14 protein-coding genes and 1 pseudogene are annotated in these 12,520 nt (G+C 72.4%); 10 read left to right on the plus strand and 5 right to left on the minus strand.

What is annotated here, in order from left to right:
• Positions 1-13: 13 nt before the first annotated feature.
• Both AB0I41_RS21140 and AB0I41_RS21145 read right to left on the minus strand, forming a co-directional pair.
• A complete protein-coding gene (locus tag AB0I41_RS21140; protein ID WP_357110039.1) occupies positions 14-751 on the minus strand; it encodes a class I SAM-dependent methyltransferase in 738 nt (245 codons plus the stop codon).
• A 796-nt stretch (positions 752-1,547) separates the two neighbouring features.
• Positions 1,548-3,449 (minus strand): prolyl oligopeptidase family serine peptidase, encoded by a 1,902-nt coding sequence (locus tag AB0I41_RS21145; protein ID WP_357110041.1) that lies wholly within the window; start codon positions 3,447-3,449, stop codon positions 1,548-1,550.
• A gap of 118 nt (positions 3,450-3,567) precedes the next feature.
• Here AB0I41_RS21145 and AB0I41_RS21150 point away from each other — a divergent pair, with 118 nt between their 5' ends.
• The 6 genes from AB0I41_RS21150 to AB0I41_RS21175 all read left to right on the plus strand — a co-directional run bounded on the left by AB0I41_RS21150 (position 3,568) and on the right by AB0I41_RS21175 (position 7,783).
• A complete protein-coding gene (locus AB0I41_RS21150; protein ID WP_357110044.1) occupies positions 3,568-4,689 on the plus strand; it encodes a TniQ family protein in 1,122 nt (373 codons plus the stop codon).
• Positions 4,690-4,791: 102 nt separating this feature from the next.
• Positions 4,792-5,367: a DinB family protein gene (locus AB0I41_RS21155; RefSeq protein ID WP_357110047.1), complete on the plus strand. Its 576-nt coding sequence runs from the start codon at positions 4,792-4,794 to the stop codon at positions 5,365-5,367.
• A 178-nt stretch (positions 5,368-5,545) separates the two neighbouring features.
• Positions 5,546-5,653 (plus strand): maltose acetyltransferase domain-containing protein, encoded by a 108-nt coding sequence (locus AB0I41_RS21160; protein ID WP_357110050.1) that lies wholly within the window; start codon positions 5,546-5,548, stop codon positions 5,651-5,653.
• Positions 5,644-5,928: a hypothetical protein gene (locus AB0I41_RS21165; protein ID WP_357110052.1), complete on the plus strand. Its 285-nt coding sequence runs from the start codon at positions 5,644-5,646 to the stop codon at positions 5,926-5,928. The genes AB0I41_RS21160 and AB0I41_RS21165 overlap by 10 nt, the downstream gene beginning before the upstream one ends.
• The gene (locus AB0I41_RS21170; protein ID WP_357110054.1) at positions 5,925-6,488 is read left to right on the plus strand and encodes a TetR family transcriptional regulator; all 564 of its coding nucleotides are present in this window, start codon (positions 5,925-5,927) and stop codon (positions 6,486-6,488) included. Before AB0I41_RS21165 ends, AB0I41_RS21170 begins: the two co-directional genes overlap by 4 nt.
• A gap of 41 nt (positions 6,489-6,529) precedes the next feature.
• Positions 6,530-7,783: an MFS transporter gene (locus AB0I41_RS21175; protein ID WP_357110057.1), complete on the plus strand. Its 1,254-nt coding sequence runs from the start codon at positions 6,530-6,532 to the stop codon at positions 7,781-7,783.
• Positions 7,784-7,994: 211 nt separating this feature from the next.
• Here the strand turns inward: AB0I41_RS21175 and AB0I41_RS21180 are convergent, their stop codons facing one another.
• A complete protein-coding gene (locus AB0I41_RS21180) occupies positions 7,995-8,471 on the minus strand; it encodes a DUF1992 domain-containing protein (protein ID WP_357110060.1) in 477 nt (158 codons plus the stop codon).
• 137 nt (positions 8,472-8,608) lie between these two features.
• On the opposite strand from AB0I41_RS21180, the gene AB0I41_RS21185 reads away from it, so the two are divergent.
• Both AB0I41_RS21185 and AB0I41_RS21190 read left to right on the plus strand, forming a co-directional pair.
• Complete coding sequence (locus tag AB0I41_RS21185) at positions 8,609-9,025, plus strand: DUF1232 domain-containing protein (RefSeq protein WP_357110062.1); 417 nt, start codon at positions 8,609-8,611, stop codon at positions 9,023-9,025.
• Positions 9,022-9,744 (plus strand): sulfite exporter TauE/SafE family protein, encoded by a 723-nt coding sequence (locus AB0I41_RS21190; protein ID WP_357110065.1) that lies wholly within the window; start codon positions 9,022-9,024, stop codon positions 9,742-9,744. The genes AB0I41_RS21185 and AB0I41_RS21190 overlap by 4 nt, the downstream gene beginning before the upstream one ends.
• Positions 9,745-9,747: 3 nt before the next feature.
• On the opposite strand, the gene AB0I41_RS21195 is transcribed toward AB0I41_RS21190, so the two are convergent.
• Positions 9,748-10,296: a GNAT family N-acetyltransferase gene (locus AB0I41_RS21195; protein ID WP_357110082.1), complete on the minus strand. Its 549-nt coding sequence runs from the start codon at positions 10,294-10,296 to the stop codon at positions 9,748-9,750.
• 138 nt (positions 10,297-10,434) lie between these two features.
• Here AB0I41_RS21195 and AB0I41_RS21200 point away from each other — a divergent pair, with 138 nt between their 5' ends.
• Entirely contained in the window at positions 10,435-11,085 is a 651-nt protein-coding gene (locus AB0I41_RS21200) for a LysE family translocator (protein ID WP_357110068.1), read from the plus strand.
• Between the two features lie 22 nt (positions 11,086-11,107).
• Here AB0I41_RS21200 and AB0I41_RS21205 read toward each other — a convergent pair whose 3' ends face one another.
• Positions 11,108-11,617 carry an NUDIX domain-containing protein gene (locus AB0I41_RS21205; RefSeq protein ID WP_357110070.1) on the minus strand — a complete coding sequence of 170 codons (510 nt, stop codon included), beginning with the start codon at positions 11,615-11,617 and terminating at the stop codon, positions 11,108-11,110.
• A gap of 162 nt (positions 11,618-11,779) precedes the next feature.
• Here AB0I41_RS21205 and AB0I41_RS21210 point away from each other — a divergent pair.
• Positions 11,780-12,520 (plus strand): annotated as a pseudogene (locus AB0I41_RS21210) (hypothetical protein); the annotation flags it as partial.

Here is a 12,520-nt window from a genome sequence, read left to right on the forward strand (position 1 = left end):
CGACCGGGAACCCTCAGACCGCCGTCGCCACCACCACGAACTCGCCGTCGTCCCCCACACCCACCGGCTCCCCCTGCCAGCCACCGTGGATCCGCTCCACCCGGAAGCCCGCTTCGTCGAGGCAGCCCCGCAGCTCCTGCTCGGTGCGGAACCGCAGCATCGCCTCGCCGCGCAGTTCGTCGTCTCCGAAGCGGTAGTGGCGGGTGAAGTGGACGACGCCGTCGCGGACCGCGGTTACGTCCGTCCAGGTCAGGACCACAGGCCCGGCCGGCAGGTGGACAGACCGGCGGGAGTCGACCGGGTTCCACCGCTCCCAGCGCCGGTCGGCCGGATCACGGGAGTCGAACAGCAGCCGGCCGCCGGTGCGCAGCGCCCGGCGCAGCGCGGCGAGGACCTGCCGCCATTCCTCGTCGTCCACGACGAACTGCGCCACGTGACTGGTCATCAGCGCCACGTCGTACGGGCCGGTGGGCAGCACCTCCCAGCCACCCTCGACCCAGGTGACCCGGTCGGCGCCGGGCTTGGCGCGGGCGGCCTCCAGTGAGGCCCGCGCCGGGTCGACGCCGGTGACGGTGTGCCCGGCGGCGGCCAGGGCGAGCGCCAGCCGGCCGGTGCCGCAGCCGAAGTCGAGCACCCGGGCTTCTGCAGCTTCACCCACCTCGGCGAGAAAGAAGTCGTCGTCCCGGCCCCACGGGCATTCGGCGTCGTAGACCGCGACGAGGCGGGGGTCGTTGAACTCCGCGTTCCGCACCGCCGCACGGTAACCGGACCGGGACGCCCGGCACGAGGCAGTATTCCAACTCCCTTCCACGGTGGACGCTCGTTGAGGATGTAGGCCGCCCAGACGAAGACTCCTCATCGAGCCCTGCACTCCGAACGCTTCGTACATCCGCGTCCGCATCGCCCCCACCACACGGAAACGAGCTGTGCCTGGCTGCGCCGCTCGTCCGCCGCGCTCTCCCGCCGCTCCTCCTCCGCCCGCTGTCACGGCCCGACTCGATCCGGTAGACCCGGAGCCCGACCAGGGACGCGACTACGGCGAGAACGGTGGTGGCCAGGCTCGCCACCGTGGAGGTCCACGTCGCCAGGTCACCGAGTTCGGCCCTGGCCAAGGTGTACGGCAGTGCCTCCCATCAACTGGCGGCCGACAACGGGACAGCTACCTCCGCGAAGCCTAGATCCCTACCAATACGTGGGGAAACAACAGAACAGACATTATGATGCAACGCCGTTCCGCCCGTTATGTCCGGACTAATTATTGGATTGTTATTACCGACTATCCGGTAACCGGCGCAGCATGTCGGACTGGCGGGCCGGAGACGTTCCTGGCAACTGTCGCTTCGCAGCCGAGTTGGCGAGTCGGCCCGACGTGGTGGCGAGAGGTTGGCGAGTTCTCAAACGACATGGCGAGCGGGGCCCGAGCAGATGCCGCGCATCGTCAGGCGGGCGCGTGTCTCAGCATGAGATCCGCATGGGGGTCTTGAAGTCAGCTCAGGTCAGTAACGACCCGGTTGGGAAGCAACGACATCTGGTCCATGCGCCCCCGGTCAGGGCCGGAGCCAGCGATCAAACCAGGCGCGGGTCCGGCGCAGGACGTCGAGTTGGTGGTTGCGTTCCCGGATCGAGTGGCCCTCTCTCGGGTAGATCACGAACTCGTGCTCGACGTCGAAGTGGCGCAGCGCCCGGTGGAGGTACACGGCCTGTCCGAGGGGAACGTTGGTGTCCTCGGCGCCGTGCAAGATGAGCACTGGAGTACGGATGTGGCTGGCGAAGGAGATCGGGCTGACCGCGTCATGTGGGTGTGGGCCGATGCCGGACCAGCCGGTGCTGCCACCGAGCGCGGCTTCGAACTGGCCGTTCTCCCCGGTCGCGGCGAGCATGCCCCAGTCGATGACGCCGGCGCCGACCAACGCGGCGCGGAAGCGGTCGGTCTGGCCGATGGCCCAGGCGGACATGAAGCCGCCGTGGCTCCAGCCAGCGATGCCCAGCCGGTCGGGGTCGGCGATGCCCTCGGCGATGAGCAGGTCGATGCCGGTCAGGATGTCGGTCCACTCCTGCTGTCCGACCCGGCCTGCGACGCTGGCGGCGAACTGGTGGCCATGGCCCTGGCCGCCGCGCGGGTTGGGCAGCAACACCGCGTAGCCGGCGGCGGCCAGCCACTGCGCGCTGGGGAACCAGAACAACTGGCAACGATCGGCGTAGCGATCGTACGGGCCTCCGTGCACGATCGTGACCAGCGGGAACGGGCCTTCCGATGCGGTTCTTCCGACCGGCAGTACGAGCAAGCCGTCCAGGTCGAGGCCGTCGGCGGCGCGGTAGGCCAGCGGTTGTTGCGTGCCGAGTGCGATGCCGTCCAGTTCCGGGCGGGTGTTGGTGATTCTTCGCAGCGGCCCGGTTGGCGGTCCGATGTGAACGTTCGGGGGTTGATAGCGGGTACCGGTAAGTACCGCGATTTTTTCGCCGGCAGGGGTGGTGGTGAGGTTGTCGAGGCGTCCGGGGTGATGCGACAGGGTCGTGAGGTCGGTGGGGTCGAGTCGGGCCAGGGTCGTGTTCAGGCCGTCGGCGAACACAACCAGCGGGGCGGCATCGGTCTGGCAGAGTTTGGTGGGGCACATCGAGAGACCAGCGGTGCGGTTGCGCAGGACGCGGCTGTCCACAGCCAGGTCGAACACGGCAGTGCCGGCCTGCAGAACCGGTGGGGTGAGCGCGATGTAACCGAGGTGCCAACCGTCCTCGCCCGGCCACCAGGCCAGAGATCGTGCGTCTGCCCCGACCGGTCCGAGGTTCTCTGCAGTCCCGGTCGTGGGGTCGAACAGGTGCAGTTGGCCGGTGCGCGGGCCGTAGTCGTTATCGGCGCTGGCCCCGGTCAGCACGGCAAGTGGGCCGCCGTCGGGACGTTGCCGCAGTTCCACGACGTGCCGGTCACCGAACACATTCGGGGTGGTGACCCGGCCGGTGCGCAGGTCGAGCAGGCGCAACCGGGCACGCGGTTCGCGCTCGCCGACGACAATGGCATCGTCGCGGTCCCGGGCGCGGCGCGCGTCCTGCTCGGTGGGTTCGTCCTCGGCGAGCAGAGCGACCAAATTGGGGTCGGTGAGCGGCAGGTGGTCGATGACGCCGGCGCGCCAGCTGGTCAACGTGGTGATCGTGCCGGCGGCGAGGGTGAGCCCGTGCAGCTGCGGGGTACCGCGGTCGGCGCGGTCGGACAGGAAGAACAGCGTCTCCGAGTCGGCCGACCAGCGTGGCCGGGACTCGGTTGCGGTGTCGGCGGTCGCCCGGCGCGACGCGACGGCGCCATCGGTGTCGACGAGCCAGAGTTCGGTGTCGAGGTGGTCACCGGTCCGGCTGGTGGGAGCGAGGACGTAGCAGAGCAGGCGCCCGTTCGGGGCGAGCGCCGGGGTCTGCGGGTCACGACCATCGACCACGAGCTCGGCGGTCAGACCTGTCATGCGATCAGTCTGCCAGCATCAACAGGGCAACACGCGATCGATCCAGTGCTGGATCAGTGCACTGGCGAGTTCTCATTGGAAGTGGCGAGGAATGATGTCCCGATGCATCGAGCGCGGCGTGTCGGGCAAAGCCCACCTGGACGCGGTCATCCTCGACATCGCCGCGCAAGCACAGTTCAACCCGCCCCGCCAACGTCGACCCGCGATGAGGTTCTGGCAGCAACCCGCCCAGCAACTCCCGATCCGAGTCCGGCCGGTACGCGGGGAGACCCTGATCTCCTACGTCTTCCGGCTCGCCGCCGCCAACGACCTCGACCGGCCAACGATCCTGCTGGGGGCACTCGGGCGACCCACCATCGGGCTCACGCGCTACCTGCTCGACAAGGACTACGAGGTCGCGCTCAACCAACACTCACTGCGCAGGCTGGAGACCTTCACCGGCACGCCCGTGGCGCAGTTGAGAACAGCCCTGCCCAGCCTCCACCGCAGCCGCGACGCCCTACCCGCCGACATTCCCGCCATCCACCCCTACCGGACCGGGAACCTACGCGACCACTGCGACCACTGCATTGCCCGAATCCCAGGCCGTCCCCGAGTCAAGGTCCACCCCCTACTGTTCGCGCAGCTCTGCCGGCGGCACCGCCGCTGGCTGGACCCCGGCATGGCACGAGTCACCCGCCAGGTCGACCTCACCAACACACCCGAGATCATCACGGCGCACCGCCGCTACGGCCGGCTACACGCCGCCAACCGCGATCACGAATGGACCCGAGAGCAGTTCACGCAGGCCATCTGGATCGTCATGGACTGGGCGCGACCCAGCTACCGCGACAGCCCACGTCTGCATGCCCGCTGGACCGACCGCGGCCACGCACTCGGCACGTTCCACGGGCCGTTCACCCCGTCCCCGCTGCTGGTCTTTCCCGAGGCAGTCGCCCTTGCCGAGATCCTCTGCGATCTCGAATGGCGGCGCCATGTCGCAATGGTCGAAGAGATCGACATGACCAACTTCTACCGACACATTGCCCAGCGGCTCGACGAGCCCCGTGCCTTCGCGGACTGGCTCCCACGACCAAGGACCGTCCTCGGCAGGGGCGGCTTCCGCAGCACTGTCAACGCCCTTCAACAGTGGATCGCCCAGCACCGGCACAAGCACCTCCAGATCCGCACCGAGTTCTGGCAGCGGCACCGTGCCAGCTATACACGAACACCCTTCCCCGAAATCCGCCACTTCAAGTGAGAGACGATGACCAGTGACCACACCACACCCAGCTGGCGAACCGCAGGTCAACCCACACCAGCCTCGCCAGATCGAACGAGAAGCGACAGCAACGTCGGGGTCATGGTGACCATGACCGGAGCGGACGTGCGGGCCGCGGCCGACGGGATGCTGCGGACGCTCACCTCGTACGCGGACCACGACTGGTCGGTGCCCGCCGCCGGGCTCGAGTGGTCGTGCTGGACGACCGCCGCGCACGTCGCGCACGACCTGCTCGCCTACGCCGGCCAGGTCGCCGGCCGGCCCGCGGACGGCTATCTCCCCGTCGACCTGCGGGTGCACGCCGACGCCGACCCGGCGGACGTGCTGCGGGTGGTCACCGCGTGCGCCGCATTGCTCGGCGCGGCCGTCGACACCGCCACACCCGACACGCGGGCCTGGCACTGGGGGCCGTGCGACCCGGCCGGCTTCGCCGCGATGGGTGTCGCCGAGACCCTCCTGCACACCCACGACATCACCGGGGGCCTCGACATCCCCTGGCGGCTACCGGAACCCCTCGCCGCCCAGGTGCTGCGCCGGCTCTTCCCGGACGCCCCGGCCGGCGACGCGACCGAGGTGCTGCTCTGGATGACCGGCCGGGGCGACCTCGACGGCCGACCTCGACGTACGGCGTGGAACTGGCAGGCCGCCGTCGACTGAGCGAGCGAGGGCGACGGACGTCCTCCTGCACTGCCACTAGAGCTGGCCCGGCGCCCCTTCCTCAATCCCAGATGCCGGCCGGCGGCGCGGTCGGGCGTGCCCCTGAGTGCGAGTGCAGCCGCCGCTGTCTCTGCCATTGCTGTGTACACGCGTACATTGCATGTGTACGCTCGTACACATGACCACTGCCTCGGATGGGCATTCCATGCGCGAGCGGATGCTCGCCGGTGACCTGTACATCGCTGACGACCCGCAGCTGGCCGAGCACAACCTGCCATGGACCTGATGGACGCGACGTCGGCCCGTGATCAACAGGAGCGCCGCCAGCTGCTGATCGAGCTACTCGCGGCGATCGGTGAGGGCACGGAAATCCGGCCGCCGTTGCGGGTGGACCACGGCAGCCACATCCGCGTCGGCGCCCGGTCGTTCGCCAACTTCGGTCTCGTGGCACTCGATGTCGCACCGATCACCATCGGCGACAACGTATGGCTGCCGGCGAACGTGGTCGCGGTCGGCAATCCCGCCCGGGTGATCCGCACGATCGAGCCGGGTACGGCATGAGCGACCTCACCACCACGCCGCGGCGGCCTCGCCGGCACGACCCCGGGCGGCGGGACCGGCTGATCGACGCCGCGCTCACCGTCATCGCCGAGCGCGGCGTGGCGGGCACGACGCACCGGGAGATCGCCCGCGTCGCGGACGTGCCGCTGGGGTCGATGACCTATCACTTCGCCTCCCTGGACGAGGTGCTCGCCGAGGCGTTCACCCGGCACGCCGAATCGGTCGCCCGCGTCTTCGACGAGCGTCTGGGCGCCGCCCAGGACCGTGACGCGGCGGTCGAGGCCGTCATCACGCTGGTGTCGGACGACCTGCTCGGCTCACGGCACGACCTGATCCTCACCGTGGAGCTGTACGTGGCGGCAGCCCGCAAACCGGCCCTGAAGGCGGTCACGCAGGCGTGGATGCGTCGCAGCCGCCAGGCGCTGGAACGCCACTTCGACGTCACCACCGCCCGGGAACTCGACGCCCTCATCGAAGGGCTCGTGCTGCACAGCGCCCTGTCGACCGAGCCGATGACGCCCGAGCAGATCCGCCACGCCGTCGACCGCTACCTACGCTGACCCACACCCCACCCCTACCTCACCGCGCGATCGGAACCGCCATGTCCGCCACCACCGCCCCCCGCACCGCTTCCGCCGCGCCGACGCGGCAGGCGCGTCTGGCCCGCGCCGCCGTTGCCGCGCTGTTCCTGACCAACGGCGCCCTGTTCGCCAACGTCGTCCCGCGATACCCGCAGATCAAGGCCGACCTCGGCCTGGGCAACGCCGTGCTCGGCGCAGCCCTGGCCGCGTTCCCGCTGGGCGCGCTGCTGGCCGGGCTGCTCGCGGCCGCCGCGATCCGCCGGTTCCGGTCCTCCCGCGTGGCAGCGCTCGGCATCGTCCTGCTCGCCGCCGCGACCCTCGCCATCCCGGCCGCCCCGAACTGGATCGCTTTCGGCGCCGTGCTGTTCGTCGTCGGCGCGCTCGACGCCATCGTGGACGTCGCCCAAAACGCGCATGGCCTGCGGGTGCAGCGCCTCTACGGCCGGTCCATCGTCAACTCGTTCCACGGCGTGTGGAGCATCGGTGCCGTCCTGGGCGGCCTGATGGGCGCGGCCGCCGCCGGCCTCCACACCCCCCTCGCAGTTCACCTCGGCATCTCCGCGGCGCTGTTCAGCATCGTGGCCCTCGGCGCCTACCGGTTCCTGCTGCCCGGCCCGGAAGACGCCGAACGCCACGCCGAAGCCCCGGACCTCGCCGCCGCCGACGGCCATCCGGCCGCCCCGTCGGCCCCTCACGGAGGCTGGCGCGCGTTCAGCGGCGCGGCGGTGCGGATGCTCGCCGCGCTCGGCGTGCTCGCCGCCTGCGGCGCCCTCGTCGAGGACGCTGGCGCGTCCTGGGGCGCCATTTACCTCAGCGGGGACCTGCACACCAGCGCCGCCACCGCCGGCCTCGCCTTCGTGGCGCTCCAGGTCGCCATGACCGTCGGCCGCCTCACCGGCGACCGCGCCGTGGACCGCTTCGGCCAGCGCACCGTCGTCCGCGCCGGAGGAGCCATCTCCGCCGTCGGCATGGGCGCCGCCCTCACCGTGCCCTCCGTGGGTACCGCACTGGCCGGCTTCGCCCTCGCCGGGCTCGGCGTCGCCACCCTCGTACCCGCCGCCATGCACACCGCCGACGAACTCCCCGGACTACCCAGCGGCACCGGCCTCACCATCGTCAGCTGGCTCCTGCGAGGCGGATTCCTGCTGTCCCCACCCCTCGTCGGATTCGTCGCCGACCTCACCAGCCTGCGCGTCGGCCTGCTCAGCGTCGTCCTCGCCGGCATCGTCACCGTCGTCCTCGCCCGCGTCCTGGTGAACCGCACCCCTGCCTAGGTGCAGCATTCAACTGTCGGCGATGCGTCCAGACGTCGGTCAGCCAACCGGTAGACGGCTTGTCATGTCGAGCTTGACCTCGCCATCCGGGGTCACGCGGACCGGGCCGTTCAGCGTTCTTCTGCCTGCCAGTCTCGAGGCTTACTCGGCGGAGAGCGTCTGTGCGGTGGCGTCTGCTTCCTGTTCTGACCCGACGCCACCGGAGGTGGACTCAACGGCGACGCCGCCACGGCAAGCGCCAGCGCCACCGCGGCCGGCCGCTCGGCTGCTCCACCGGCACCGCCGGGGTACGGGCCGCCGCCTGTTCCCGTCCCGTCCTCCACCGGTCCACGACGTCGTCGGCGTTGACCGGCCGCACGACGACCCGGGGACCGGCCGGGTTACGCAGCCAGGCGACGATCTGCGCGTTGAGGTCGGCGACGAACGCCCGTACGGACTGCTCCGTCGGCAGGTCACGGACCTCGTCGGGGACCTGCTCGACCTTCCTGCGCAGTTGCAGCGGCGTCGGCAGCAGCAGGTCGCTGGGCAGGGCCTCCCGCTCCAGGAAGCTCTTGATCCACCACGACTCGTCGTACGGCAGGCCACGGCCCGGGATCGGCTTGCCCATGCCCGGCAGGTTGTCGAACTCGCCGCGCTCCTGCGCGGTGCGGATCTGCGCCTCGACGGCCGCCTCCCACGCGCTGGTCATGCCGACACCTCCCCGTATCCCACCGTAGCCGCACCACCGGGACGATTCAGCGCCCGCGACCCGGCCGGCATTCCCTCCGCTGGCCGGGCCGGGACCACCCGGCGTACATTCCCGGCAGGCTCGACGAAGGGGGACGCGTGCGGGACTGGCTGGTCGGCCTCGGGGTGGCGGTGGCCTGCCTGCTCGCCAGTTGGGCGCTGCTGGTGCTGCTCGCCCGGCGGCTGCCCCCGGGCATCCTGCGGGACCTGGCGGCGTTCATCCCCGACTGCCTGACCACCGTGCGTCGACTGCGCGCCGATCCGCGAGTCCCCCGTCGCGCGAAGATCGCCATCGTGGTGGCGGGGATCTGGCTGGCCAGCCCGATCGACCTCATCCCGGAGTTCCTGCCGATCATCGGCCCGCTGGACGACATCGTGGTGGTCGCCCTCGCGCTGCGCTACGCCGGTCGGCAGGTGCCCCGCGAGGTGCTGCTGGCCGCCTGGCCCGGTGAGCCCCGCCTGCTGCTGCGCCTGCTCGGCCCCGCCGCCGACGCGACGCCACCGCCGGTCGGGTGAGCGTCGACACCCTGCTGGTCGCGTCCGCGGCGGCGTGCGGCCTGGCGCTGCTGTCCGCGGTGACCGGTTTCGGTGGCGGTGTGCTCCTGCTGCCGGTCTTCACCGCCCTGTTCGGGCTGCGGGTGGCGGTGCCGGTGCTGACCCTCACCCAACTGGCCAGCAACGGCGCCCGGGTGTGGCTCAACCGTCGCGAGCTGAACTGGCCGCTGACCGGGCGGTTCGCCCTCGGCGCGGTGCCGTTCGCCGTGGCCGGGGCGCTGTTGCTGGCCCACGCTCCGCTGGCGGCGTTGAAGCGGCTGCTGGGCGTCTTCCTGCTCGGTGTCGTGGCGTGGCGGCGGTGGGGACGGCGGCCGGGCCGCCCGGAGGAGCGGAGGTTCGTGGTGGTCGGCGCGGCGTCCGGCCTCGGGTCGGCGCTGCTCGGCTCGGTCGGCCCGCTGACCGCGCCGTTCTTCCTCGCGTACGGGCTGACCCGGGCCGGGTACGTCGGCACCGAGGCGGCGGGGGCGCTGACCCTGCACCTGTCCAAGACCGTCGGGTACGCCGCCGGTGGCCTGCTGGACCGGGAGGTGCTGCTGCTGTGCGTCGCGCTGACCCCGGCGACCCTGCTCGGCGCCGCGCTGGGCCGGCGCGTGGTGGCCCGGATCAGCGACCGGCTCTTCGTCGTGCTGGTCGAGGCGGGTCTGGTCGCCGCCGGATCGCTGTTCCTCGCCGGCTGGTGAGCCTCACGCTCGCCAGCGGACGTGCCGGTGCCCGTCGAGGGGGAACGGCGGCCGGGCGGGCAGCACCTCGACGAAGCCGTACCCGGTCTTCTCCGCGACCCGGCAGGACGCCGGGTTGTCGAGCTGGTGCAGCAGTTCCAGGCGGGTCAGCCCGCCGGCCGCGAACCGGGTGAACGCCCACCGGGTGACGGCTTCCAGGGCCCGGGGCGCGACGCCGCGACCGCGGGCGTGGGCCGCCGTCCAGTAGCCCACCTCCGCGTCAGCCCGCCCGGGTACCACGTCCTTGAGCAGGATGTGGGCGACCAGCCGGTCGGCGTCGCCGTCGGGGTGCGACTCATGGACGGCGAAGCTGAACCAGCGGCCGGCCGCCCAGCCCTGCCGGTGGCGGGTCAACCACCGCCGGGCCTCGGCCCGGGTGGTCAGCGGATGGCGGGTGCGGGCCAGCAGCACCGGATCGCGGTACACCTCCAGCAGGGCGTCGGCGTCGTCGTCCCGCCACGGACGCAGGAGGAGCGCGGGGGCGGACGCGGTGGCGGCGGCTCGCAGGATCATGGACACCCGTGCAGTCTCACCCGGGACCACCCCGCCCGGCAGCCCCGACCGGGCCGGTCTCGGCGGTGCTTGCGCTCCGGACTCCCGGGGTCGGCGGCAGGGGGCGTAGGGTCGCCACGGGACGGGGAGGTGGGTGCCGTGGTCACGGTCGGCGCGCTGGTGGGGATCGGTCTGGTGGCACTGGGTCTGGTGCTGACGCCCGGGCCGAACATGGTCTACCTGGTGTCCCGGTCGGTGACCCAGGGCCGCCGCGCCGGGCTGGTGTCCCTGCTCGGGGTGGCGGTCGGGTTCCTGGTCTACCTGGCCGCCGCGGTGGCCGGCATCGCCACGGTCTTCGTGCTGGTGCCGCCGCTGTACACGGCGGTGAAGTTGGCCGGCGCGGCGTACCTGCTCTGGCTGGCCTGGCGGACGCTGCGGCCGGGCGGGCGTTCGGCCTTCACCCCGGCGGCGCTGCCGCCGGACCGGCCGCGGCGGCTGTTCACCATGGGCCTGGTCACCAACCTGCTCAACCCGAAGATCGCCATCCTGTACGTGTCGCTGCTGCCCCAGTTCGTCGACCCGGTACGCGGCAACGTGGCGGTGCAGAGCCTGCTGCTCGGCCTCACCCAGATCGTGATCGCGCTGACCGTCAACGCGCTGATCGTGCTCACCGCCGGTTCGGTGTCGGCGTTCCTGGTCCGCCGGCCGGGCTGGGCGCGGGCGCAGCGGTACGTGATGGGCAGCGTGCTGGCCGGCCTCGCGGTGCGGATCGCCGCCGACCGCTCCCGGGCCGCCGTCGCCACCGGGTGACCTGACCGCCCTTCCCGGCGGGTCAGAGCGCGTGGGGCTGCCGCAGCGCCGGGTGCCGCTCGCCGGGCCGCGCGTGCCAGGTGGGGGCGTCCTCGCGCAGCGTGGTGTCGATGCGCAGCCGCGCCCAGTCGTCCAGCTCCGGCAGGTCTTCCGGGGCGAACCAGCCCACCTCGGTCGACTCGTCGCCGTCGGCCCGGGGCTCGCCGCCGACCGGCGCGCAGCGGAACCACACGTTGAGGTACTCGCAGGCGTCGCCGTTGGGGTAGACCACCGGGTGGGTGGCGACGCCGCCGACCCGCTCGACGCGTACCCGCACGCCGGTCTCCTCGAAGACCTCCCGCACGACGGCGTCGGCCGGCTGCTCGCCCGGGTCCACGATGCCGGCGGGCACGGACCAGTGGCCGTTGTCGCCGCGCCGGGCCAGCAGCACCCGCCCCGCGTCGTCGCGCACCACACCGCTGACCCCGGGCAGCAGGAGCAGGTCGTGACCGATGTGGGCGCGCAGCCTGGTCACGTACGGGGAGACGGCCATCGGCACACGTTAGCCGGTGCCGTCGCGGGGTGACGGCGTACCGCGGCGCGGCGTCGAGGTCCTGGGCGGCGACCGACGCCACGGCGCACCAGCCGGCCGGCGCGGGCGCCCCGCCCGCGCCGGGAACCGACCGTCCCGGTCACCGCACTAGACTTCGCCTCGATGGACGCCCAGCCCGCCGCCGCCGACACCCGCCCCTGCGCCCACTGTGGACGGGACGTGCCGCAGCGCGTCGGCGCCGGCCGGCCGTTCCGCTACTGCCGGGACAACGACGGCGCGTGCCAGCGGGCCTCGCGCAACTCCCGGATGCGGCACCGCAACGCCCCCGGCCTGCCCGGGCAGGTGGCCCGCACCTGGGAGGCGGTGGACCGGCTCGACCAGATCGTCGAGACGCTGACCGAGGCGCTGCACGCCGAGCTCTCCCCGGTCGGGGTGGAACGCCAGCTGGCGCAGCTGCGCGCCGAGACCGCCGCCGAGACCGCCCGGGCGCACACCGAGCGGGACGAGGCCCGGGGGGACGCCGAGACAGCCGCCGCCGAGGCCACCCGCGCCCGGCAGGAGGCCCGCGCGGCCACCGCCGACCGCGACGCCGCCCTGGCCCGGGCCGAGCAGGCCGACGCGCGGGCCGCCGACGCGCGGGAACACGCCGACCGGGCCGAGGCGGACCGGGACGTCGCCCGCCGCGACGCCAGCGCCGCCGAGGCACTGCGGGCGCAGGCCGAACGGGACCGCGACGCGGCCCGCCACGAGCTGCGTACCGTGCGCGCCGAACGGGACACCGACCGGCAGCGCGCCGCCGACCTGACCGTCGAGCGTGACGCCGCCCGCGCCGACGCCCAGCGGGCCACCGCCGCCGCCGGTGCGGCGATACGGCAGGCCGAGGCGGCCGCCGCCGAGGCCGCG

Origin of the sequence: Micromonospora sp. NPDC050200 (genome assembly GCF_040656135.1) — a bacterium.
GTDB lineage: Bacteria > Actinomycetota > Actinomycetes > Mycobacteriales > Micromonosporaceae > Micromonospora.